The sequence below is a fragment of the Cupriavidus sp. SK-3 genome (genome assembly GCF_000611145.1).
Lineage (GTDB): Bacteria > Pseudomonadota > Gammaproteobacteria > Burkholderiales > Burkholderiaceae > Cupriavidus.
The window spans coordinates 1-21,506 of sequence record NZ_JFJV02000250.1 but is presented as its reverse complement, the minus strand read 5'-3'; the positions used below and the strand labels follow the sequence as shown (position 1 = coordinate 21,506).

At 66.5% G+C, this 21,506-nt stretch carries 22 protein-coding genes and 1 pseudogene; 14 read left to right on the top strand and 9 right to left on the bottom strand.

The window, feature by feature from the left end; genetic code table 11:
- The first annotated feature begins 411 nt into the window (after nucleotides 1-411).
- The 5 genes from CF70_RS26250 to CF70_RS26230 all read left to right on the top strand — a co-directional run bounded on the left by CF70_RS26250 (nucleotide 412) and on the right by CF70_RS26230 (nucleotide 3,913).
- Entirely contained in the window at nucleotides 412-1,005 is a 594-nt protein-coding gene (locus CF70_RS26250; protein WP_051649034.1) for an AAA family ATPase, read from the top strand.
- Nucleotides 1,006-1,083: 78 nt separating this feature from the next.
- Entirely contained in the window at nucleotides 1,084-1,596 is a 513-nt protein-coding gene (locus CF70_RS26245) for a hypothetical protein (protein WP_051649031.1), read from the top strand.
- 135 nt (nucleotides 1,597-1,731) lie between these two features.
- A complete protein-coding gene (locus CF70_RS26240) occupies nucleotides 1,732-2,352 on the top strand; it encodes a flavodoxin family protein (RefSeq protein WP_035871762.1) in 621 nt (206 codons plus the stop codon).
- 140 nt (nucleotides 2,353-2,492) lie between these two features.
- Nucleotides 2,493-2,897 carry a LacI family DNA-binding transcriptional regulator gene (locus CF70_RS26235; RefSeq protein WP_081862370.1) on the top strand — a complete coding sequence of 135 codons (405 nt, stop codon included), beginning with the start codon at nucleotides 2,493-2,495 and terminating at the stop codon, nucleotides 2,895-2,897.
- A gap of 260 nt (nucleotides 2,898-3,157) precedes the next feature.
- Nucleotides 3,158-3,913 (top strand): gamma-glutamylcyclotransferase, encoded by a 756-nt coding sequence (locus CF70_RS26230; protein ID WP_035871757.1) that lies wholly within the window; start codon nucleotides 3,158-3,160, stop codon nucleotides 3,911-3,913.
- 79 nt (nucleotides 3,914-3,992) lie between these two features.
- Here the strand turns inward: CF70_RS26230 and CF70_RS26225 are convergent, their stop codons facing one another.
- A complete protein-coding gene (locus CF70_RS26225) occupies nucleotides 3,993-4,373 on the bottom strand; it encodes a VOC family protein (RefSeq protein ID WP_035871754.1) in 381 nt (126 codons plus the stop codon).
- A gap of 290 nt (nucleotides 4,374-4,663) precedes the next feature.
- On the opposite strand from CF70_RS26225, the gene CF70_RS26220 reads away from it, so the two are divergent.
- A complete protein-coding gene (locus CF70_RS26220; protein WP_051649029.1) occupies nucleotides 4,664-5,866 on the top strand; it encodes an MFS transporter in 1,203 nt (400 codons plus the stop codon).
- 75 nt (nucleotides 5,867-5,941) lie between these two features.
- Here CF70_RS26220 and CF70_RS26215 read toward each other — a convergent pair whose 3' ends face one another.
- The 4 genes from CF70_RS26215 to CF70_RS26200 form a co-directional block, all read right to left on the bottom strand.
- Nucleotides 5,942-6,289, bottom strand: a complete 348-nt coding sequence (locus CF70_RS26215) for a hypothetical protein (RefSeq protein ID WP_051649027.1) — start codon at nucleotides 6,287-6,289, stop codon at nucleotides 5,942-5,944.
- Between the two features lie 268 nt (nucleotides 6,290-6,557).
- On the bottom strand, nucleotides 6,558-6,857 hold the full coding sequence (locus CF70_RS26210) for a hypothetical protein (RefSeq protein ID WP_152561922.1): 300 nt from the start codon (nucleotides 6,855-6,857) through the stop codon (nucleotides 6,558-6,560).
- Between the two features lie 111 nt (nucleotides 6,858-6,968).
- Complete coding sequence (locus CF70_RS26205) at nucleotides 6,969-7,472, bottom strand: GyrI-like domain-containing protein (RefSeq protein ID WP_035871749.1); 504 nt, start codon at nucleotides 7,470-7,472, stop codon at nucleotides 6,969-6,971.
- Between the two features lie 146 nt (nucleotides 7,473-7,618).
- The gene (locus CF70_RS26200; RefSeq protein ID WP_235185219.1) at nucleotides 7,619-8,056 is read right to left on the bottom strand and encodes a TOBE domain-containing protein; all 438 of its coding nucleotides are present in this window, start codon (nucleotides 8,054-8,056) and stop codon (nucleotides 7,619-7,621) included.
- A gap of 379 nt (nucleotides 8,057-8,435) precedes the next feature.
- On the opposite strand from CF70_RS26200, the gene CF70_RS26195 reads away from it, so the two are divergent.
- The 3 genes from CF70_RS26195 (at nucleotide 8,436) to CF70_RS26185 (ending at nucleotide 11,467) form a co-directional block, all read left to right on the top strand.
- Nucleotides 8,436-8,936, top strand: coding sequence for an ester cyclase (locus tag CF70_RS26195; protein ID WP_035871746.1), 501 nt, complete (start codon nucleotides 8,436-8,438; stop codon nucleotides 8,934-8,936).
- Between the two features lie 72 nt (nucleotides 8,937-9,008).
- Nucleotides 9,009-10,121 carry a hypothetical protein gene (locus CF70_RS26190; RefSeq protein WP_051649026.1) on the top strand — a complete coding sequence of 371 codons (1,113 nt, stop codon included), beginning with the start codon at nucleotides 9,009-9,011 and terminating at the stop codon, nucleotides 10,119-10,121.
- Nucleotides 10,118-11,467 (top strand): MFS transporter, encoded by a 1,350-nt coding sequence (locus tag CF70_RS26185; RefSeq protein ID WP_051649023.1) that lies wholly within the window; start codon nucleotides 10,118-10,120, stop codon nucleotides 11,465-11,467. Before CF70_RS26190 ends, CF70_RS26185 begins: the two co-directional genes overlap by 4 nt.
- A gap of 73 nt (nucleotides 11,468-11,540) precedes the next feature.
- Here CF70_RS26185 and CF70_RS26180 read toward each other — a convergent pair whose 3' ends face one another.
- Nucleotides 11,541-11,981 (bottom strand): DoxX family protein, encoded by a 441-nt coding sequence (locus CF70_RS26180; RefSeq protein WP_035871743.1) that lies wholly within the window; start codon nucleotides 11,979-11,981, stop codon nucleotides 11,541-11,543.
- Nucleotides 11,982-12,207: 226 nt separating this feature from the next.
- Between CF70_RS26180 and CF70_RS26175 the strand changes: the two genes are divergently transcribed.
- A complete protein-coding gene (locus tag CF70_RS26175) occupies nucleotides 12,208-13,107 on the top strand; it encodes a LysR family transcriptional regulator (protein ID WP_035871740.1) in 900 nt (299 codons plus the stop codon).
- A gap of 11 nt (nucleotides 13,108-13,118) precedes the next feature.
- On the opposite strand, the gene CF70_RS26170 is transcribed toward CF70_RS26175, so the two are convergent.
- Together CF70_RS26170 and CF70_RS26165 are read right to left on the bottom strand one after the other, a co-directional pair.
- Complete coding sequence (locus CF70_RS26170; RefSeq protein WP_081862369.1) at nucleotides 13,119-14,621, bottom strand: sensor histidine kinase; 1,503 nt, start codon at nucleotides 14,619-14,621, stop codon at nucleotides 13,119-13,121.
- Nucleotides 14,618-15,349 carry a response regulator transcription factor gene (locus tag CF70_RS26165; RefSeq protein WP_035871737.1) on the bottom strand — a complete coding sequence of 244 codons (732 nt, stop codon included), beginning with the start codon at nucleotides 15,347-15,349 and terminating at the stop codon, nucleotides 14,618-14,620. Before CF70_RS26165 ends, CF70_RS26170 begins: the two co-directional genes overlap by 4 nt.
- A gap of 239 nt (nucleotides 15,350-15,588) precedes the next feature.
- Here CF70_RS26165 and msrB point away from each other — a divergent pair, with 239 nt between their 5' ends.
- The 3 genes from msrB (at nucleotide 15,589) to msrA (ending at nucleotide 18,807) form a co-directional block, all read left to right on the top strand.
- Nucleotides 15,589-16,164, top strand: a complete 576-nt coding sequence (gene msrB, locus CF70_RS26160; protein WP_035871765.1) for a peptide-methionine (R)-S-oxide reductase MsrB — start codon at nucleotides 15,589-15,591, stop codon at nucleotides 16,162-16,164.
- Between the two features lie 43 nt (nucleotides 16,165-16,207).
- Nucleotides 16,208-18,001, top strand: a complete 1,794-nt coding sequence (locus CF70_RS26155) for a cytochrome c biogenesis protein DipZ (RefSeq protein ID WP_035871735.1) — start codon at nucleotides 16,208-16,210, stop codon at nucleotides 17,999-18,001.
- 65 nt (nucleotides 18,002-18,066) lie between these two features.
- Nucleotides 18,067-18,807, top strand: a complete 741-nt coding sequence (gene msrA, locus CF70_RS26150; RefSeq protein WP_035871764.1) for a peptide-methionine (S)-S-oxide reductase MsrA — start codon at nucleotides 18,067-18,069, stop codon at nucleotides 18,805-18,807.
- A gap of 41 nt (nucleotides 18,808-18,848) precedes the next feature.
- On the opposite strand, the gene eno is transcribed toward msrA, so the two are convergent.
- Nucleotides 18,849-20,132: a phosphopyruvate hydratase gene (gene eno / locus CF70_RS26145; RefSeq protein WP_035871732.1), complete on the bottom strand. Its 1,284-nt coding sequence runs from the start codon at nucleotides 20,130-20,132 to the stop codon at nucleotides 18,849-18,851.
- A 213-nt stretch (nucleotides 20,133-20,345) separates the two neighbouring features.
- Between eno and CF70_RS26140 the strand changes: the two are divergent.
- Nucleotides 20,346-21,295 (top strand): annotated as a pseudogene (locus tag CF70_RS26140) (LysR substrate-binding domain-containing protein).
- The last annotated feature ends 211 nt before the right edge of the window (nucleotides 21,296-21,506 follow it).

The window sequence follows — 21,506 nt, the reverse complement described above, 5'->3', positions numbered from 1 at the left end:
TGGTGCCCAAGAAGCAGTGGAAGAAGACCGATCCGGTGAGGATCGAGGTGCGCGGCAGCACGCTGGAGCTGGCGGGAGCCGCCTCTGACGGTCCTGACCGTGGAGGATAGACGGCATCATGCTGGCCGGGATCGGGCCTGGGTACCGGTTCAGGGAAACGTCGCGAATGCTGACTATGCGCTGCCCGCTGCCCGCTGCCCGATGCCGGGCGGCCTTCGTCCCAAAGGGATTGCGTGCCAACGCGCAGTCACTTATCCTCCATCTCATGAACCGCGTGCAAACCCCTTCGATTATTCCTGCCATCCCTGCGATGGTGGGTTAGCGTGTGGCCTGAGCACACAAAGCAACCCGCCCCATGAGGCGGGTTTTTTGTTTCCGTCTCCCGGGGCTTTCATCGCCAAGGAGATTGAAATGCAGCCACACAACCCCGGCCCTGTCCCCGCGTCCCGAGCACCCGCCACCCTTTATATGGTCTGCGGCAAGATCGGCGCCGGAAAATCGACGCTGGCGAACCAACTCGCGGCCCGTCCGGAGACCGTGCTGATCAGCGAGGACGACTGGCTGTCGCGCCTCTACCCTGGAGAAATCCGGGCGATCTCTGATTATGTCCGCTGCGCCGGCAGGCTGCGAGACGCCATGGCCGGCCACATCGAGGCGCTGCTGCTGGCGGGCATGTCGGTCGTGCTCGATTTCCCCGCCAACACGCCAGCCAGCCGAAGCTGGGCCAGGGCCTTATTCGAGCAGACGGGTGGATCGCATCAACTCCACTATCTCGATGTGCCGGACGCCGTGTGCAAGGCACGCCTGCGCGCCCGCAATGCCAGCGGCACGCATGCGTTCGAGACCAGTGATGCGCAGTTCGATGAAATCACCCGTTACTTCGTTGCGCCATCGGATAGCGAGGGTTTCCACGTGATCCGGCATGAACTTGCCGCAGCAGCCGCAGCAGCCGCAGTAGCCGCAGTAGCCGCAGTAGCCGCTGCTGGCTTGACGGCATCACCCTGATCCGGGGCAACGTCGGGGGCCGGAGTGCCCTTCCGTTATCATGGCCAACGGATTCAACCATTGCCGGAAGGCCCTTTTATGCCGTTGATGTTCGAGCTCGCTTCCCCGCTGCCAGTGCGCGCCAGCCAGGCCTGGTATCGCACGACCTCGGCGGAAGGCATCAACGATGAGTTGTTTCCCTGGCTGCGCATGACGACCCCGGCCGGCATGCGAGGCAGGACGCTCGCCGAGCTGCCGCTTGGCGAGCGCCTGGGCCGCAGCTGGCTCCTGGCGCTGTGCGTGCTTCCCGTGGATGCGGACGACATCATGCTGGCGGAGGTCGGGCCTGGGTACCAGTTCAGGGAAACGTCGCGGATGCTGAGTATGCGCAGTTGGGTGCACGAGCGGACAATTCGCGACACGGCCGACGGTTTCTGCGAGGTGCGCGACCATCTGACCTTCGAGTTGCGGGGGCCTGCCGCCTGGCTGCCAGGCTGTGACGGCGCGATAGCCGCCGTGGTGAGATGCCTGTTTCGGCACCGGCACGCGCGGCTGGCGCGATGGGCCAGGTGCACCGCGCTGCTTATCACGCCGCCCATTGATTCAAAATAATTCAACAACTAGTTGATATTGCTTCCGCCAATGGCGCTGGCCGACGCCTAGACTTGCTTCACCGGCCCAGCAATCAAACGATCAACGCGATGCAGGCCACATTCAAATATTTGAAATTTCTTTGAGGCCCATATCATGAATGCCAACGCTACCCAGATCGCCATCGTCTACCACAGCGGCTACGGCCACACGGCCAAGCAGGCACAGGCGGTCGCTCGCGGCGCCGCCGGCGTCGATGGCGTGGAAAGCCTGCTGATCAGCGTCGACGACATCGACCAGCACTGGGACACGCTCGAGAACGTGGACGGCATCATCTTCGGCGCGCCCACCTACATGGGCAGCGCATCGGCACAGTTCAAGGGCTTTATGGATGCCACCTCGCGCAATGTCTTCGCAAAGGGCGGCAAGTGGGCCAACAAGGTGGCGGCGGGCTTCACCAACTCGGCATCGCGTTCGGGCGACAAGCTGGCCACGCTGCAGCAGATCTCGATCTTCGCCGCCCAGCACGGCATGCACTGGGTGAACCTTGGCCTGCCGCCGGGACACAACAACTCGAAGTCGACCGAGGATTCGCTGAATCGCCACGGCTTCTTCCTGGGCGCGGCGGCGCAGTCGAACGCTGACGAAAGCTCGGATGTGGTGCCCCCGCTGGCGGACCTGCGCACGGCCGAGCACCTGGGTGCGCGCGTCGCCGAAGTGGCGCAGCAGCTGGCGGCTGGCCGGCAGGCGCTGGCGACGTTGAAGAAGGCGGCCTGAGGGGCTTCCCGCAAATCCGCTCCGCGCGATTGAATCGTTTCATGCCCATGCTGCACAGCCGGCACAAGGAAACGACGACATCCGCGGAGACCCATGAAGAAGACCACTGAAAGACCACTGAAACGCGGCGCAAGCCGACCCTGAAGGACCTGGCCGAGCAAGCGGGCGTTTCGGTGGGCACCGCATCCAATGCGATGGCGGGACGCGGCGGGCCCTTCGCCGAAACCGTCGCGCACGTGGCCGAGGTCGCGCGCAGGATCGGCTACGTCACCAACGCCGCCGCCCGCAGCCTGCGCTCGCGGCGCTCCCGGCTGGTGGCCTGCCTGGTGCCGGATATCGCCAACCGCTTCTATGGCGTCATCGTGCGCGCAGCCGAACACGTGCTGCGCGAAGCCGCCTATACCTTGCTGCTGGTGGACACGAAAACGACACCGAGCCGCTGCTCGACGTTACCCGCGTCGGCGTCGACGGCGTGCTGTCTGCTCCCGGCTCCGAGAGCTCGGCCAGGCTGCAGCATCAGATCGCGCAAATCGATGCGCCGCTAGTGATCCTCGACCGCGACATCGCCCCGGACCGCCCTAGCGTGAAGGTGGACCACGACCAGGGGGCGAAGTTACGCTCGCTGGGGCTGGCGGCTGGGTAAAGGGCACGCCCCAGCCACGGGATCACGGTGGAGGTAGCGCCACTTCGCCACTTCGCCATGGCGCCGGCACCTGGCCGGCCCGGCCTTGTTCTATGTTGCCGCGTGATCTAGCGTTACAGCAGCCGAGCCGCATTGCCGCGAGGCAGTGAATGGGGAGCACGTATGCAACCGCCCGCTACGACACATCAGCACCGCTCGGCACCGCGGCGCCTGACGCCCGACCTGGTGGGGCGCATTGCGCGCAAGGTCGAGGACGCCGGGCCCGCCCCTGGCGTCGTCGTCCACAACGAGGCCGACTACGACGCATCCCTGGATGCGCTATTGGCCGCCGTTGCGTGGCACGGCCAGGACATCTGGCTGTTCGCCTATGGCTCGCTGCTGTGGAACCCGGGCTTTGAGGTTGACGAGCAGATGCCAGCCGCCCTGCACGGCTGGCATCGTGCCTTCTGCATTCGGCTCACACGGTTTCGCGGTACGCCCGAACAGCCCGGGCTGATGATGTCGCTGGTACCTGGCGGCAGTTGCCGCGGCGCGCTGTATCGGATCGCCGGGGACCGGGCCATGAAGGTCCTCCGCATCCTTTGGCGGCGGGAGATGACCGTCAAGCCGCCCACCAGTCCACCCCGATGGGTGACCGCCAGGGCGGGACAGACCCCCGTGCGCGCCATCGTCTTTGCCGCCGATCGCAAGGGCCGCAATTTTGTCGGCGGCGTGACCAACGAGGAAATCGCAAGCGTGCTGAGCAAGGCAGTCGGCCATTGGGGATCCGGTGCCGAGTACCTGATGCAGACCGTGGATCACCTGGAGCGCCTTGGCATCCGGGATGCCAGTCTCTGGAACCTGCAGCGGCTTGTCGCCAGAAACCTGGCGGATCTTCAGGCCACCGGCACGCAGCCAGGCGCGGGACACCGCGCATAGCCGGTCCTTCTTTCGCCAGCGATGTCACATCGGGAATCGCAGAGAAATCTGCGGCGGCCCCGACGCGGGCTGCAACGACCTACATCGGCTCAAGCACCGAGAGGATGTTGCCCGCCGGATCCTTGAACCACGCAATGACAGGGCCGCCGCTGTCCCGGCAGACCCCGCGCTCGTCGGTCTTCAGTCCAGGCAGGTCGTAGATCTCGAACCGCACGCCGCGCTTGCCCAGTTGCTCCACGGCGCGGTCCACGCTTTCCACGGGAAAATTCAGCACGGTAAACGTGGCTGGAGAATGGTTTGCCTTGGGATAGAGCAACACGTTGTTGCCGCCAGCAAGGTACAGCGTCAGCACGCCCCCGGTCTTTGTCACTTCCAGGCCCAGCGTTCCGCCATAGAAGTCCGTCGCTTTTGCGATGTCGTCGACCGAGAATCCGCTGAATGCATGACTGTCGCGCAACATGGGTCGCTCCTTGAGATGACTTCGGCATGCGCAGGTCCCGCCCACTCCGTCCTGCGAGCCTATGGCCCAGTATTGTTCATCGTGGCGGGGGACTCAAGCCGGCAACGCTGCGGCATGCACAGCGGGATGAATCCGTCCCGGGACAGGGTGCATGTCCCGCACAAAGTGCGCGCTTTCGCGCAACAAGCGCCTGCTCTATGCTTGGTGGTGAAGGGTTCAGCGGCATGTGCATGCTGCCGCGCGGCCGCGGGTGAATGACCGATTTCCTCGATGCATAGCCGGAGAGATCAATGCGCGCCCTGATCTTTTGTTCCGTGCAATTCCTGCTCGCGGTCACGTGGACGCTATACCTCGCGTTTCTTCCGCAACTGGCGGCGCAGGCGGGCATTCCCCGGGAACATGCCGCCTGGATCCTGTTGATGGACCAGGTGATCTTTGTCGCCATGGATTGCGCGCTGGGCATTGCCGCGGATCGTGTCGCGAATGCGATGCGGCATCTTGGCGGGTGGATACTGGCCATGACCGTGGCTTCGTGCGCCGCGTTTGTCCTGCTGCCGCACGCGACTTCACCAGTGCTCCTGATTGGCCTGACCGCGGTGTGGGCTGCGACATCTTCGGCGCTGCGCGCGCCGCCCATGGTGATCATCAGCAGGAGCATGAAGACATCGGCCACGCCGTTTTTTGTGGCGTGCTCCTTTCTCGGCCTTGGCATCGCCGCCGCGCTGGCGCCCACGCTTACTGTCTGGCTGCGCGGCGTATCGCCGACCTTGCCCTTTGTCGTTGCAAGCGCGGGCCTCGTCGTGGCTGTCGCAGCGTTACGCTGGGCCGAGACATTGCCTGCGCCCCTTGTTGACGATGCAGGAATGACAGCACGCGGCGCTGGGCATGCGCGGATGATCTGGCTGTTCTTTGCCGCCGTCTGGTCCCTCGCGCTGGGATTTCAGATCCACACAACCGTCAACTCGGCGCCGGCATACCTGAAGTTCATGCCGGCGCCCGATCTGGTGCGCGTCATGCCGGCATTCTGGATCGGCTTTGCGCTGTGCGTGCTGTTGCCGGGAACCGCTGTCTTCAGGCGCCTGCCGGCCTACGTCCTGTTGCTGGCAGCCACCGCGCTTGGCACGCTGGCCCTGTTCGGATTCGCATCGGCGTCTTCGCTTGGCGGGATCCTGGCCATGCAATGCGTAGCGGGCGGGCTGTGGGGAGTGATCTTCGGCACCGCCGCGAACGCCGCCATCGATGCAGGCCATGTCGGGCGTGAAGGCTGCTTCACCGGGTTGGTGTTCGCGCTGTCCGCGCTCGCTGCGTTCACACGGATTGCCATCGTCGCGTCAGGGGCCAGCAAGCATCCGGAGATAGCGGCCCTGTTGCCCTGGTTGCCGCCGCTTGCCTGGAGCGTAGCTGCGATACTGCTGGCGCTGTTTGTCGCGCACAACCTTGCCTACCTCGCGGGGAGGATGCACGCGACGCGCTGCGCGGCCGATTCCGGATAGGCCGGGATCCGGCCCTCGCCAGGCCCGCATGCGCGGAACTGGCGAGACGCTGGCGTGGCGGGTGCTGCCAGCCACTCACGTATTGGCGCCGTCGGTGTAGACGTCGAAGCTGCGCGAAGGCTCGGCCGATACGCCCCTGCGGTCCATGCCGGAGACCATGCGTCCACCGTCGGTGTAAGGGTCGACCATGCGTCCGCCGTCGGTGTACGGATCGACCATGCGGGCGCCGTCACTGAATGTGTCGAACTTGCCGCTACGGCCACCGTCGGTGAACGCGTCGGTTTTGCCAACGCGGAAGTTGTAGCCGTATTTGTCACCGGAGACGGTACTGTCCCGCGGGCCAGAGGCGTAGGCGGTGCCTCCCAGGAGAGCGGCGGCAATTGCGGCGGCGGTGATGGCGGTACAGGCGAATTTTCGATGCATGATGTGCTCCTTCGAAGTGGGGGACGAACGCCGCGAAAGGCGCTCTACCTTCCCACAGAGCACACGCCATGCCATAGGCGCGGAGCCACGCGGTGTGCACGGAAGAGCCCAAAACGGGGAGCGATTGATGGGGCGCGGCCAACAACCGGCTGAACGCGTCGGACGTGGCCCAACACCCTGCGCGGATGGCCTTTTTGGTGGCTTCTTGGTGGCTGATGGCAAAAATACTGTCAAGCTCCCCGCGCGCGCCTGCGCGCCGGCTGCGCTATCAATTCTGGCTTGCCGTCTCGCCCGCTTCGGAGCGCTGGAGGGCGCGGTCGCATTTTTTCAGCAGCCTACGGGGCGATTGCTCCTCGTCGAGCTTCTTCTCCGCGGCAGCCAGCATCTCTGGCAGAGCGGGGTCGCGCGCCGCCTCGGCCATGGCTTGCCGGTCCCCGGCGTCCAGCTTGCCAAGCTCCGTCTGCAGGGCTGCCGTGTAGCGAGCCGCATTCGCGGGATCCAGCTTCGCGCACGCCATCGGGAAGGCAACGATGGAGGCGTACATCGCCACCTTGAATTCCGGCGTCAAGGGGCCGCAGGACGCGTCGGGCGGGCACTGTGCCGTGGCGAAGCTGCTAGCCGAATGCAATATCAAAAACATGGCGCTGACTGGTTTTCTGTACATGCCGGTAGCTAGTCCTTATGCCGGCCTGCACGCTGCGTCCCTGAGCGGCAACCAGATTTCCACCGTGCCGGTTCCCGCAACAGGATCGAAGTCCGCGCTATAGCGCTCGAAATCGGGCGCATGCCCTGACTGGAATCCTGACGCCGGCAGCCACGTCTGCCAGATGCTGCGGCAGGTCACGTGCAGCGTCGAGATATCGCCGGCATGCTCGAACACGGCATAGCGCTGCGGGTCGACCTTGATGCAGCGAAAGGACGGCGGCAGCCCATGCGGGCTCTGCACCTCGACACCGGCGACATACTCGAAGCTGCCGTCCTCCCGGGGATTGCAGCACAAGCCGTAGGTAATCCAGCCCACCTGGCCCGGGACCTGTCCGATATGGGGAATGAACGTCTGCCAGAGTGCGGGGATGTCCGCGTGCGTGTCCGGTGTGAACCGGTCGCTGAGACCCGCTACCCATAGCGCCGGGCCGGTTTCGAAACGTGGCGAAAGGAGATCGGCGGCTTTCGGTTCTTGCATGCGTACAGGCTCCGTCAAGGGAAGGTGCAAGGGAAGGTGCAAGGGAAGGCGCAAGGAACGACTATGGGCGATGCGCGGCAAGCGCCGCGCCCGGCATCACCGGAACCAGCCCGACGGCGCCCGCGGCGTCCCCGTCAAGGCCCCGCTCAGGCGCGGGTGGCCAGCAGGACGCTGGAAGCCTTGAAGATGGCCACGGCTGCGCCACCTTGCGCCAGCCCCAGGCTGGTCACGCTGTCATTGGTGATGATGGCCACGATCTCGCCGCCCTGCTGCAGACCGATGGCCACTTCGGCATTGACCGCACCGATCCTGATGCTCGACACCGTGCCAGCGAGCTGGTTGCGGGCCGATAGCAGCATGCCCGGGTCGGCCACGCCCACGATCACGGACGACGCCTTGATCAGCGCGACCGCTTCCTTGCCCACGGCAAGACCGAGACGTTTCGTGCTGTCGCTGGTGATGGTGGCCACGATCCTCACGCCGCCGGCGATCTCGAGTTCGATCTCGTCGTTCACGGCGCCCTTGTTGACGGCGCTGACCTTGCCGCTCAGCTGGTTTCTTGCGCTGGTTTTCATGTCTTCCATCACCCTGTCATATCCGGCGGCCATCGCCCGGCCGCATGGGGGTCCCGGCTCGAAGCGCCATCGCGCGATGCGATTCGCCTGCGGGGCAAGCACCGGAACTGAAGGCAAAGCCTGCCGCGCCGGGCACCTGATCGTCGGATCATACCGCGTTCGCGACCGGCGGCAATGCTGATCATTCCGACATAAAGGCCGATCTCAGGAACGGCGGAAGCACACTGTTCACCGCTTGCCACTATGAACCCGGGCACGGGGTTTATCCGGATCAGCAACTGCCAAGCCGCGACAGTCTTCCCGCGGCGCGCTGCAGATAATCGCTCCAGGCAACGGATGGCGGCACCAGCCGCACCGATCCGCTGATTGCCCCACATGGAGCTACAACATGACCGTTTCCTCCGATCTCAAGGCACACCGCGAACGCCTTGTGCTTGACCACTTTGCCGACGAAACACGGCAGGATTTCGATGCGGTGCTCGCTACCTTTCCGCATCCGCACTATGAGCTGATCCCGAGCGGCGAAGTGCACGACGGCACCGATACCGTGCGCCAGTACTACATCGACAGCCGCAAGGCCTTCCCCGACCAACGGCACGAGATCATCCAGCTCCGTCACACGGACGACTCCGTCATCGTCGAGTTCTGGCTGCTTGGCACGCACCGCGGCCCGCTACGCGGCCTGCCACCGACGGGCAATGCCTTTCGCTGCCGCATGATCGCTCTGTTCATCTTCGAAGACGAGCGGCTGGTCTGCGAGCGCGTGTATTTCGACACACTGACGATGATGCGCCAGCTGCTGGCCGGAACGCCGCCCGAGATGCTGCCCAGGCTGATCGGCGGCCTGCTGGGGCACCCGGAGGCGCGCCAGGCCGAATCTGCTTACTGAGCATTGCCCCACGCTGGCGAGGAAATAGAAAAAGCAAAAAAACAAAAAAACAAAGACCACAGGAGACACCGCATGAAACGCGAACCCGATCCGTCCGGCCTGTTGCCGGTCTCCGATTTCGACGGCGCCCGCAGCGCGCCCGCGCCGCAGGACCGCTTGCGCGCGCTGCGCCACGCGGGGCAGCAGTTCCGCGAGCAGTTCCTGGAGGAGCCGCCGGTACGGTTCGCGCGCAGCTTCGACCTTTTACGGGTCCCCTACCCTGCCTGGTATGCGTTCAACGGCGTGTACTCGCAGCAGATGCTCAAGCCGCACCTGATCCACCTGCTATCGCGCATGACCTTGATCCAGTACGAGGACTTCGCGGGACAGTTGCGCACGCTCTTGTTCACCCCCGCGGACTTCGAGGCGGGTGCCGAGACGCCTTACTTCAAGCGTATGGGCGCGCGCACGCCGCAATTCCTGCATGGCACCATCGCGCCCGTCTACGCCACTGTGCCGCAGGCGCTCGAGTGCTGCGGCGTGGCACCGGAGCAGATCGACTACATCAGCTACGATCACCTGCACACGCAGGACGTACGCCGCTGGCTCGGCAGCGAAGGCCACGCCGGACTGTTGCCGAACGCCAGGATGCTGGTGCACCAGCAAGAGCTGGCCAGCGTGCACGGCCTGCTGCCGGTACAGGCCGACTGGTACTGTCCCAATGGCCTGGCGGGCGTGCGGCCGGAACGCATCGTCGCCTTCAACGGCAGCGTGCGCCTGGGGCGCGGCCTGGCACTCGTGCATACGCCAGGGCATACGGAAGGCAACCACTCGCTGGTCTACCGCACGCCCGACGGCATCCGCGTCAGCAGCGAAAACGGCGTCTCGGCGGATAGCTGGGCGCCGGCGAACTCACGCCATAACGGCATCCGGCGCTTTGCCCGCGCCACCGGCGCGGAAGTGATCCTGAACGGCAATACCCAGGAGGGCAGCAACGACCAGTACCTGTCGATGGTGCTGGAGAAGACCATCGCGGGCACTTCGGAAGCCCATCCGTTCAGCAATGTCGTGCCTTCGTCCGAGTGCACGCCGTACTGGCTGTTCCCCGGCGCGCCATCCAGCCATCTGTGGGGCGAGACCGCATTCGGCGAACTGGCAGTCGCAAAGACTGCCGCGCTCCGGGAAGACAGGAGCGCCGCGCAATGAATACCGTCACCCTGACAAAGCGGGCCAGCATGGTGGCCGGCGATCCGGCCAGCGACAGCGAACTGTTCCGCAAGATCACCTGGCGGCTGCTTCCCCTGCTGTGCATCTGCTACGTTTTCAACTACCTGGACCGGACCAACGTCGGCTACGCGCAGTTGCAGATGCGCGAGGATCTAGGCTTCAGCGATGCTGTGTTCGGCCTGGGAGCCAGCATCTTCTTCCTCGGCTATGCGCTGTTCGAGGTCCCGAGCAACCTGATGCTGGCGAAGATCGGCGTGCGGGCCACGCTGCTGCGCATCATGGGCCTGTGGGGGCTGGCGTCGGCGGCCATGATCTTTGTCAGCACGCCCACGCAGTTCTATGCGCTGCGGTTCCTGATCGGGGTGCTCGAAGCCGGCTTCGCGCCGGGCGTGCTGTTCTACTTCACGCTGTGGTACCCGGCGCGGCGGCGGGCGCAGGCCACGGCGCTGTTTTTCATGGCTTACGGCGCCGCGCCGATCGTCGCGGGCCCGCTGGCCGGACTGGTGATGACCTTTCTCGACGGCACGTGGTCCTTGCGGGGATGGCAGTGGCTCTTCCTGCTGGAGGGCATCCCGAGCGTGTTGCTGGGCATCCTGGCCTTCTTCGTGCTGGCGGACGGGCCCGCCCGGGCAAGGTGGCTGACCGCCCCGGAACAGCAGCGGGTAGCCCGCCTGCTCGAAGAGGACCAGGCCACGAATGGCAACCGCACCAGCCACGGCTTCTGCGCCGCGCTGCGCGACGGGCGCGTGTGGCTGCTCGGCCTGATCTCCTTCCTGGTCATCCTGGGCATCTATGCCTTGTCGTTCTGGCAGCCGACGTTGCTGAAGATGATGGGGCTGAGCGTGCTGCAGGTGGGTTTCTACGCAGTGGTGCCGGCGGTCGCCGGCATCGCGGCCTCCGTCGCCGTGGGACGCCATTCGGACCGCACCGGGGAGCGCCGCTGGCATTTTGCCGTGGCGGCGCTGGTTGGCGCGCTCGGCTTGTCGCTCACCACGATGTTCATGCACAGCCCGCTTGCCGCGGTGTTTTGCCTGGCGCTGTCGTCGGCGGGCGTTGCCAGCGCCTTCACCATCCTGTGGACCGTTCCCGGCAGCATCCTGGCGAACCGCGGCGCGGCCGGCGGCATTGCCATGATCAGCACGATCGGCGGCAGCGCCGGCCTGGTCGCACCGGTCATGGTCGGCGCGATCAAGGCGGCGACAGGCGGCTTTGCCTATAGCCTGTACATCCTGAGCGCCGCGCTGGTGCTGGCCGCGCTGATCTTCGTGCTGGCGTTTCCGATGCGCGCATTCCGCCCCGCCGGATCACGGGGCGCATCGTCCTGACACGTACCCATGTCCACACCGTTTCTGCGCAGGCAGCTGTCCCCACTCCCGCTTTGCCTGGGTCCGGCCAGACTCACGCATTGCCGCGGCGCGCGTCGAGGCTGAACCGGCCAGCGCCGTAGGCCACGATCTGCAACAGGCCGCCGGCCATCGCGATGTTCTTGAAGAAATGGATGAACTGGTTCTGGTCCGCCAGGTTGGCATGGAAGGCCAGCGCGGTGGCTACGCTGAAGACGGCGAGCAAGGCGGCAACCAGGCGCGTGCGGTAGCCCAGGACCAGCGCGAGGCCGCCCCCCAGTTCCACCAATATCGCCAGTCCCAGGGCCAACTGCGGAAACGGCAGGCCCACCGACTGGATGTAGCCGACCATGGCCGCCGGCGCGGCAAGCTTGGACGCGCCGGACAGCAGGAAGATGGCGCTGACCAGGACACGGCCGAGCAGCGTCAGGCCCGCCACGGCGGGGGAATCGGACAGGGTACGGACCCGGGCGTCGAGCTGAGCGGTTTGAGACATGATGATTCTCCATTCGGTTTGGCCGCGCCGCCTTGGCAGGCCGGTTGATACGAGCGATTCGGATTGGTCTGCGGCAGGACGTGCGCTACACGCCTGTCTTGCCGCGTGGCCGTTGCGTTGCATTACGTTGCATTGCATTGCGCGGCCGATGGAGGAAATGTAGGCGCGTTTTTACGTACGCGAAACTGGGATAATATGGATCGAAACGTTCGATGAAATCGATAAGATGCCCAATCCCGGTACGCCGACCCTGGATCAGCTGAAGGTCTTCCTGACTGTGGTGGACGTGGGCAGCTTTGCCGGCGCGGCACGCAAGCTGAGCCGGGCGACCTCGGTCATCAGCTATACGATCGCCAACCTGGAGAACCAGCTCGGCGTGGCGTTATTCGACCGCAAGACCACAAAAAAGCCACAGCTGACCGAGGCGGGCCGCACCGTGCTGGCCGAGGCGCGCACGGTCTACCTGGGCATCGACGGCCTGCGCGCCAAGGTAAAGGGCCTGCTGCAGGGCCTGGAGGCCGAACTCCATCTGGTGGTGGACGTGATGCTCCCCGCGGCACGGGTGGTGGATGCCCTGAAGGCATTCCGCGATGCATTCCCCACGGTGGCGCTTCACTTGCACATGGAGGCGCTTGGGGCGGTGGCGCAGCTGGTGCTGGACCATGGTGCCACGATTGGCGTCAGTGGGCCGCTCAGCGCAGTCACGGCAGGGATCGAGCGCATCGGGATCGGCGGCGTCATGTTGCGGCCGGTCGCGGCTCCGGGCCACCCCCTGGCCAGCGCCAACCCCAATCCGCCAGGCGCCGGACGGCACCACGTGCAACTTGTGCTGTCGGACCGCTCCCCGCTCACGCGTAACGTGGACTTCTCGGTGATCGGCACGCACACATGGCGCCTGGCCGACCTGGGTGCCAAGCACATGTTGCTGCGCGAAGGCATCGGCTGGGGAAACATGCCGGTGCCGATGGTGCAGGAGGATCTCGACTCGGGACGCCTGGTCCTGCTCGACCTGCCGGACTACAAGGGTGGCCTGTACCCGTTCGATGCGATCTACCGGACCGACACGCCGCCCGGCCCCGCCGCCTCGTGGCTGATCTCCCGCTTTGCCGGCCAGGCCGCGGACTGAGCTCCGCCCCGTCAGCGGGACGCGCCGCCAGACACCGGCAGCTCGAAGCAGAACACCGTCCCCCTGCCAGCCCGTTCCACCAGCCGGATCTGGCTGTGATGCAACTGCAGCATGCGCTGGACGATCAGCAAACCCAGGCCGCCGCCGCGATGCGCGCCGCCAGAGCTGAACGGCCGCTGGAACAGGCTGTCGCGCAGTTCCGGCGGAATCCCGGGACCGGTATCGCTGACCGTGACCGACACCTTGCCCTCGCGCAGGGCCAGGTCGACGTCGATGGCGCCTTCGGCGGGCGTATGGCGGATGGCATTGTCGAGCAGGTTGGTCAGCACGCGCTCGATCATGCCGAGGTCGGCCGTGACAGCGGGCAGCCGCTGCGGGATGCCCGCGCGCAGCCGCAGGTGCCGCGCTTCGGCAGGCAACTCGAACTTCTGGAAGACATCCTGCAGCAGGTCCACCAGTGAAAAATCCTCCAGCGCCGGCTGGACGATGCCGTGCTCGAGCCGGGCCAGCTCGAAGAGCGATTGCGCCAGGCGGCCCACCTTGAGGCTTTGCGCGAGCGCAATGGACAGGTAGCGCTTGCGTTCGGCTTCGCTGAGCGTGTCGGCCTTGAGCGACAGCGTCTCCAGGTAGCCATGCAGCGAGGCCAGCGGCGTACGCAGGTCGTGGGAGATATTGGCGACGAGTTCGCGCCGCTCCTGGTCCTGCTGGGTCAGCGCGCGCCATTGCTCGGCGATGCGGTCCGCCATCTGCGCGAACGCCGCCTCCAGCGCGACGATTTCATCGCGCGCGCTGGCGGACGGCGGGCGCGGCACGCGCGGCTGCGCAGGCGGTGCGGCGTCGGCATCGAAGCGGCGCATCGCTTCGGTCAGGCGGCGCAGCGGCCGGGTGATCAGCCCGAACGCCATCAGGCCCGCGAACAAGCCCAGCAGCGCCACCAGCCCCATCGACCATAAGGTCGTGCGCAGCACCGAGTTGGCCGACGCCCTCGCCGCCAGTTCGTCATGCGCCTCGCCCAGCAGCACCACGTAGATATAGCCGGAGGGCTCGCCGCCACCCGCGCGCAGCGGCGCCGCGCTGAACACCTTGCGCCCGCCGGCGCTGCGCGGGTCGTCGCCGAGGATGGGCAGCGGCTCGCCGGCCAGCAGGCGTTGCACCGGCTTGAGGTCCACCTGCTCGCGCTGCAGGTGGCCGGCCGGCGCGTCGTGCCCCTGAATGCGCCCCTGGCTGTCCAGCAGGTACACCTCCACGCTCGGGTTCACCACCATCAACTGGCCGAACAAGCGGCGCAAGGCATCCGGCTTCAGCCCGTTCGCATCCATCAGCGACGCGTTGCGGGCGATGTGCCCGGCAAGCCCGCGCGACAGGTCCTGGATGACCTCCTTCTCGCGCATGTCGTTCGAGCGGACCTGCAGCCAGGCGGAGGCGCCGCAGCAGGCCAGCAGCAGCACGGAGAAAACGAGCGACAGCCGCTGCGTCAGGGTGAGGCGATGGCTCAGGTTCAGGCCGAGGGTCACGGCGCATCTCCCTGCGCTGCCGCGGGTCCGGCCGCGAGCTTGTAGCCATGCCCCCAGACGGTCAGGATGCGGCCGGGTTGCGCCGGATCGGCTTCGATCTTGGTGCGCAGCCGGTTGATATGGGTGTTGACCGTATGCTCGTAGCCCTCATGCTGGTAGCCCCAGACGGCATTCAGCAGGTCCATGCGCGAGAACACCTTGCCCGGATGCCGGGCGAAGAAATACAGCAGGTCGAACTCGCGCGGCGTCAGTTCGATGCGCCGGCCGTCCACGCTGGCCTCGCGCGTCAGCGGATCGATCGACAGGCCGCCAAGCTCCAGGCTGCCAGCGTCGATCCGCAGGTCCTTTGCCATCGCGTCCACTCGCCGCAGCAGCGCCTTCACGCGCGCCACCAGCTCAAGCACCGAAAACGGCTTGGCGAGGTAGTCGTCGGCGCCGAGTTCCAGGCCGAGGATGCGGTGCACCTCGCTGGACCGCGCGCTGGTGATGATGATCGGCGTGTAGCGCGCCATGGCGCGGGCGCGCCGGCAGATCTCCAGGCCATCGACGCCGGGCAGCATCAGGTCAAGGATCAGCGCGTCCCAGTTGCCCTGCTCCAGCAGGCGCAAGCCCTCGTTGCCGTCGGCGCTGTGCACGACGTCATAGCGCTCGTCGCGCAGGTGCAGGCTGAGGATATTGGCGATGTCGACGTCGTCTTCGACAATCAGGATGCGCTTGGGGTGATCCACTTGGGGTGATCCGTTTGAGGTGATCCGGTTCTGGCCTCGGGGCGCGATCCCGCTCGCGCCTGGCAGGGCAGCCGCGGGAAATGCGCCGGCCTGGCTATTGTGCAAAATTTCGAGGCGTTGAGTTATCACAATTAATTTAACCTTTCGTGAGGACTTCGGGATTGCGCCAGGCCTACGATGCGCCAACGATCAGCAACGGGCGGCCGCAACGGCCCGCCAATCAAGGCCAGGAGCACATCATGGGAAGCAGAAGGCGCTTTTTGGTATCGGGTAGTGCCGCCGTGGCGGCACTCGCAGCCCCCCGCGGCGCGGGGGGGGGGGCGGGGGGGGGGGCCCGCGCGGCCGCCAGCGGCTGGGGGGGGCCGGGGGGCGGGGGGGCGCGGGGGGCCGGGCAGCCGGGCGCGGGCAAGCCCGCCGACACCTTCGAGGTGGTCCGCTCCGACGAGCAATGGCGCCAGGTGCTGACGCCGGCCCAGTACAACGTGCTGCGGCAGGAAGGCACGGAGCGGCCCTACAGCAGCCCGCTGAACGACGAGCATCGTGCCGGCATCTTCGCCTGCGCGGGGTGCCAGCTGGATCTCTTCTCGTCGCGCACGAAATTCGACAGCCGCACCGGCTGGCCCAGCTTCTGGGCGCCGCTCGACAACGCGGTCGGCACGCGCACGGACCGCTCCTTCGGCATGTCGCGCACGGAAGTGCACTGCCGCCGTTGCGGCGGCCACCTGGGCCACCTGTTCGACGACGGCCCCAAGCCGACCGGGCTGCGCTACTGCATGAACGGCCTGGCAATGACGTTCAAGCCGCAAGCCGCCTGAGCCCCCGGACATCCGGGCCTCCAACCCCAACCGCAAAGATTCCATGCTCCTCCTCGTCCTTGCCTATCTGGGCGGCGCGCTCACCATCCTGAGCCCGTGCATCCTGCCCGTCCTGCCCTTCGTGTTCTCCCGGGCCGACCAGCCATTCGTGCGCAGCGGCCTGCCGCTGCTGGCAGGCATGGCGCTGACTTTCGCGGCCGTGGCAACGCTGGCCGCCGTCGGCGGCGGATGGGTGACGCAGGCCAACCAGTACGGACGCTGGCTGGCGATTGCGCTGCTCGCCGTATTCGGCCTCACGCTGCTGCTGCCGCGCCTGGCGGACCGGCTGATGCACCCGCTGGTCAGCGCCGGCAGCCGGCTCTCCGCGTTTGCCCAGGCCGACGGCCAGCAAGTCCGGCCGGGCTCGTCGTTCCTGCTGGGCATTGCCACCGGTTTGCTGTGGGCGCCTTGCGCCGGCCCGATCCTGGGCCTGGTGCTGACCGGGGCCGCGCTGCGCGGCGCCAGTGTCGGCACCACGCTGCTGCTGGTGGCCTATGCCGCCGGCGCGGCCACGTCGCTGGCGGTCGCGTTGCTGATCGGCGGCCGGGTCTTTACCGCGATGAAACGTTCGCTGGGCGCGGGGGAATGGGTCCGGCGCGGGATCGGCGCCACCATGCTGCTCGGCGTGGCAGCCATTGCGCTGGGGCTGGACACCGGCGTGCTGGCGCGCGTATCGACCGTGGCCACCGGCGGGATCGAGCAGCACCTTGTCGACCGGCTGTCGGCCAGGCCAGCGCCCGCGCAGGACGCGCAAGCCGGCGCGGCGATGACAGCATCGTCCGGCGCGATGATGCGCGCGGCGCTGGGCGGCCCGGCAACGCTGCCCGTGGAAGGCCAGCTGCCGGCGCTGGCGGGCGCCGTGCAGTGGCTGAACTCTCCCCCGCTCACGGCGGAAGGCTTGCGCGGCAAGGTGGTACTGGTGGATTTCTGGACCTACTCCTGCATCAACTGCCTGCGCACCCTGCCGTACGTGAAAGCGTGGGCAGAGAAGTACCGCGACCAAGGGCTGGTGGTGATCGGCGTGCACGCGCCGGAGTTTGCCTTTGAGCGCAATATCGATAACGTGAAGAAGGCCACGCGCGACCTTGGCATCGACTACCCCGTCGCGGTCGACAACAACTACGCGATCTGGCGCGCCTTCAACAACCAGTATTGGCCGGCGCACTATTTCGTCGATGCGCAGGGGCAGATCCGCTTCCACCACTTCGGCGAGGGCGAGTACGCGAAATCCGAGCAGGTGATCCAGCAACTGCTGGCGGAAGCCGGCCACGCCGGCGCGGCGAAGGTAGCCACGGGGCTGGGCACCACCGGCGCGCAAGGCGTGCAGATGGCTGCCGACAAGGCGGAGATTCAGTCCGGCGAAACCTATCTCGGCTACGAGCGGGCGGAGAACTTTGCATCACCGGGCGGCGAGGCGCAAGACAAGGCGCACACTTACACCGCACCCGCACAACCCGCGCTCAACGACTGGGGCCTCGCCGGCACCTGGAAGGTCGGCGCCGAGCACGCGACGCTGGCCGGCGCGTCCGGGCGGATCGTCTACCGCTTCCATGCACGCGACCTGCACCTGGTGCTGGGGCCGGGCCAGGACGGCAGGCCGGTGCGGTTCCGCGTCACGATCGACGGCGCCGCGCCGGGCGACGCGCACGGCACCGACGTGGCTGCGGATGGCCGCGGCACGGTCACGGAGCAGCGGCTGTATCAACTGGTGCGGCAATCCGGCAAGGTCGCCGACCGCACCTTTGCCATCGAATTCCTCGACGCTGGTGTCGAAGCCTACGCATTCACATTCGGCTGATGCGCGCACCGGCAACAGACAGCATCACGAACATCACCAACGGCAATATTCAAGGACAGGCAATCATGACCACGAACTCTTCAACCGGCGCCTCCTGGTGGACGCGCTCGTCCACCGCCAGGCTCGCGGGCCTCGTCATGCTGGCCGCGGGCCTGCTGGCCTGGCAGCGCGTGGCGAACTCCGCCGAGGACGCCGTCAGGATCCCCCCGCCCGCGCTGGACGAGAAGGCCCCTTCCGCCCAGAGCGAAACCGCCGTGTTCGCGGGCGGCTGCTTCTGGGGCGTGCAGGGCGTGTTCCAGCACGTGCGCGGCGTGAAGCAGGTGACGTCGGGCTATGCCGGCGGCGCGGCCGGCACGGCGCAGTACGAGACCGTCAGCGGCGGCAACACCGGCCACGCGGAATCCGTGCAAGTCACGTTCGACCCGGCGCAGGTCACCTATGGCAAGCTGCTGCAGGTTTTCTTCTCCGTCGCGCACAATCCCACGCAGCTCAACTACCAGGGTCCGGACCACGGCACGCAGTACCGCTCCGCGGTGTTCCCGCTCAGCGCCGAACAGCGCAGCATAGCGCAGGCGTACATCGCGCAACTGGGCAAGGCCAATGCCTTCAAGGCGCCGATCGTCACCCGCATCGAGGACTACAAGGCCTTCTACCCGGCGGAAAGCTATCACCAGAATTTCCTGACCAACCATCCCGCGCATCCCTATATCGTCATCAACGACCTGCCCAAGATCGGCTACCTGAAGCAGATGTTCCCCGACCTGTATCGCAACGATCCGGTGCTGCTGAAGGTGGCGGGCTCGTGATGGCGGCGGCGATCCGCCCGCGCAGGCGGATCGCCGCTCGATCAGGTCCGGCCCTTGAGAATGGCGGTGCCGGCGTACTGCGCCCGCGCGCCCAGCGTTCGCTCGATGCGGATCAGCTGGTTGTACTTCGCGGTCCGGTCGGAGCGGGAGATGGAGCCGGTCTTGATCTGGCCGCATCCGGTCGCCACCGCCAGGTCCGCGATGCTCACGTCCTCGGTCTCGCCGGAGCGATGCGACATCACCGCCGTGTACCCGGCCGCATGCGCCACGCCTACGGTGTCCAGCATCTCGCTCAGCGTCCCGATCTGGTTGGCCTTGACCAGGATCGAGTTCCCGATACCGCTCCCGATGCCCGCGCGCAGCAACGCGGCATTGGTGCAGAACACATCGTCACCGACCAGCTGGCATCTGTCGCCCAGCCGGGACGTCAGCAGCTTCCAGCCCCCGGCATCGTTTTCAGCCATCCCGTCCTCGATCGAGAAGATCGGGTAGCGTGAGGCGAGTCCGGCCAGGTAGTCCACCTGGGCCTCGCTGGACCGCGTCACGCCCTCCCCGCGATAGACGTATTCGCCGCCGGCAAAGAGCTCGCTGGCCGCGGGATCGATGGCCAGCATCACCTCTGCGCCCGCCCGGTATCCGGCTGTCTCGATGGCCCGCAGGATAAAGTCCAGCGCCTCCTCCGCCGTGCGCAAGTCGGGCGCAAAACCGCCTTCGTCCCCCACATTCGTATTGAAGCCCGCCGCCTTCAAGGCAAGCCGAAGCGTGTGGAAGATCTCCGACGCCATGCGCACCCCTTCGGCGAAGCCCGGCGCGCCCACCGGCACGATCATGAACTCCTGGAAATCGATCGTATTGTCCGCATGCGCCCCGCCGTTGATGATGTTGATCATCGGTACGGGCAGCACACTGGCGCGGGGGCCGCCGAGATGCGCGAACAAGGACGAGCGCGCCGACGCGGCCGCGGCGTGTGCCACCGCCAGCGACACGCCCAGCAGCGCATTGGCGCCGAGGCGTCCCTTGTTCGGCGTGCCATCCAGCCGGATCATGATGTCGTCGACCTGCCGTTGCTCGCGGGCATCGACGCCGGCAAGCGCCGCGCGCAGCTCGGTGTTCACCGCGCCCACCGCGCGGGTCACGCCCTTGCCCAGGTAGCGCCTGGGGTCAAGGTCCCGCAATTCCACCGCTTCCCGCTCGCCCGTCGACGCGCCGGAAGGCACCGTGGCGCGGCCGGCCGCGCCGTCGGCCAGCGTGACCTCCACCTCCACCGTGGGATTTCCCCGGCTGTCCAGCACCTCATATCCCTGCACCCGCGCGATCTGGCTCATTCGCCACTCCTTTCATCAGAAATGCTTGGCCAGCGGCATCCGGCACGAAAGCTTCGTGAGTAATACTCACGCTACCGGATCGGCTTCCGAGGCTGGTCGCCGTATTGATTTGCTGCCGCAGTGGCAATGGAAAGGATGTTAGATTCATCCCGCCGCCGGCAAAACCGAGTTAATTTCCCGTATTCGTCAGTTTTCTTCATACAAGGACAGTTCATGCGGACGCTGCCCCCCATGTCCACGCTGCGCGCCTTCGAAGCCACGGCGCGAACCGGCTCCATCACGCGCGCCGCCGAAGAGCTTTGCCGCACGCACGGCGCGATCAGCCGGCAACTGCGCCTGTTGCAGGAGCATGCCGGCACGACGCTGTTCGACAAGGACGGCACCGGGGTGCGCCTGAACGAGCGTGGCCGGGGCATGTACGACGTAGTGCGGTCCGTGTTCGACCAGCTTGAACAGAGCTACAGCCGGCTGATCGACCAGGCGCGCGGGCCGTCCTGCACGTGGCCTGCAGCGCCACGTTCGCGATGCGCTGGCTGGTGCCGCACATGGTGGACTTCTACCGCCTGCGGCCCGACATCCGGATCCGCCTGTCCATGACCTCCGCCCGGGAAATGCGCACGGAAGGCGCCGACGTGGTGATTGCCTGGGACCTGACCTCCTACCCGGAGCCCGACCGCCGGCGCGCGCTGCACCTGGCACCGGTAGCCTTCGGACCCGTGTGCGCGCCGTCGTATGCCGGCTCAGTACGCTCCGGCGTGCGCATTACGCATGACTTCACATCCAGCGCCTGGGACCAGTGGGAAGCGCTATCCGGCCAACGCATCGCCCCTGCCGGCGAACTCACCTTCCCGCACACGCACCTGTGCATCGAAGCGGCGCTCTCAGGCGCAGGCGTAGCGCTGATCGAACAGAGGCTGATCCGCAAGGAGCTGAGGGATGGACAACTGCTCGCGCCATATGGCTTCGCGCAGTTCGAGTACGGGCTGATGGCAGTGCCCGCGGCGCGCGAACTGCCGAAGGACGCCGAGGTGTTTATCGCATGGTTGCGGGATAAACTGGCTGGCGAGCCCGGACCGGAGGCGTGCGAAAAACCGGATGGAAAGCCTGCCTCCGGGATGCCTCCCAAGCGCCGCAAAAGCCCCACAGGACGCACCAAAGCATAGCGAGCGCGCCCTGTCCCGGCCCCTCCCGGAAGCGGGAGCGTGGAACAAACCATTGGATGCCCGACGGCAGTTCGCGTCGAACGCAGGACCGAAACGAAGACCACGAAGAACCGAAGGATGCGGATGTCAAAAAAGAAAGCGATATCAGCAGATCACGATTCGGTCTAGCCGTGTGGAGCGCCCCAAGGGCGGGCCACACCCCAGCGCGATG